The sequence below is a fragment of the uncultured Nitrospira sp. genome, assembly GCA_902500695.1.
Taxonomy (GTDB): Bacteria; Nitrospirota; Nitrospiria; order Nitrospirales; family UBA8639; genus Nitrospira_E.
The window spans coordinates 1-1,086 of sequence record CABVRQ010000054.1 but is presented as its reverse complement, the minus strand read 5'-3'; the positions used below and the strand labels follow the sequence as shown (position 1 = coordinate 1,086).

The following is a 1,086-nucleotide window of genomic DNA, read 5'->3' as shown; positions in this document are numbered from 1 at the left end:
TCTTATCAATCGTGCTCGCCTTTGAGGAACTAATTATGAAAACTGAGAAAACTGAAAAATTTCGATTGGTAACACGCAGTGATTTTGACGGACTGGTTTGTGCAGTTCTGCTGAAAAAAATGGGGATTATTGATGACATCAAGTTTGTCCATCCAAAAGATATGCAGGATGGCAAGGTGGCCATCTCGGCCAACGATATCACCACCAACCTTCCGTTTGTGGAGGGGGTCCACCTGGCGTTTGATCATCATCTGAGTGAGACCATCCGGAATAAGGGTAAGCGAGATAATCATATCATCGATCCGAGCGCCCCTTCGGCTGCGCGGGTGGTCTATCGGCATTACGGCGGGGAAAAGACCTTTCCTGCCGCGTGGAATGAGATGATGGACGCGGTGGATAAAGGCGATTCTGCCCAATACGGGATCAATGAAATCCTGAACTCTCGTGGCTGGGCCTTGATGAATTTTATCATGGATGCCCGTACCGGCCTGGGGCGTTTTAAGGAATTTCGAATCTCCAATTACCAGTTGATGATGGAACTCATCGAGAAATGTATCAGCCTCAGTATCGATGAAATCATTGCCCTTCCGGACGTCCAAGAGCGGGTGCAGCTCTTCCAGAAACATGCCGAATTGGCGAAGGAACAGATCCAGCGGTGCTCGACCGTCCATGAGAATCTGGTCCTGTTGGATCTGCGTGATGAGGAGACCATTTATGCCGTCAACCGGTTTATGATTTATGCTCTGTATCCGGCATGCAATATGTCCATCCATGTGATGTGGGGGTTGAAACAACAAAACACCGTGTTCGCGATTGGCAGTTCGATCGTTAACCGGAGTTCAACAGTCAATATCGGCGAGCTCTGCCTCGCGTATGGCGGTGGTGGACATCGGAATGCAGGCACGTGCCAGGTCGCGAATGAGGTAGCCGGTAAAACACTTAATGAAATTATTCAGAAAATTCACGCGAAAAGCTTAACTCCAGTGGGAGCAGGCAAGGTATAGGTTACGAGGGTCTAACAGATGATGCAGTAGTTGTGGTTTCCAAGGCCTGATCCCAACGCCCAACCACATATAGGAAAGAACT

The 1,086-nt window shown here is 48.9% G+C and carries 1 protein-coding gene; it reads left to right on the top strand.

Annotation, left to right across the window (positions count from 1 at the left end; translation table 11 throughout):
- The coding region (locus tag AAH187_RS13295; RefSeq protein ID WP_342348946.1) for a hypothetical protein at nucleotides 1-1,004 on the top strand (1,004 nt) is incomplete at its 5' end.
- Nucleotides 1,005-1,086 lie beyond the last annotated feature (82 nt).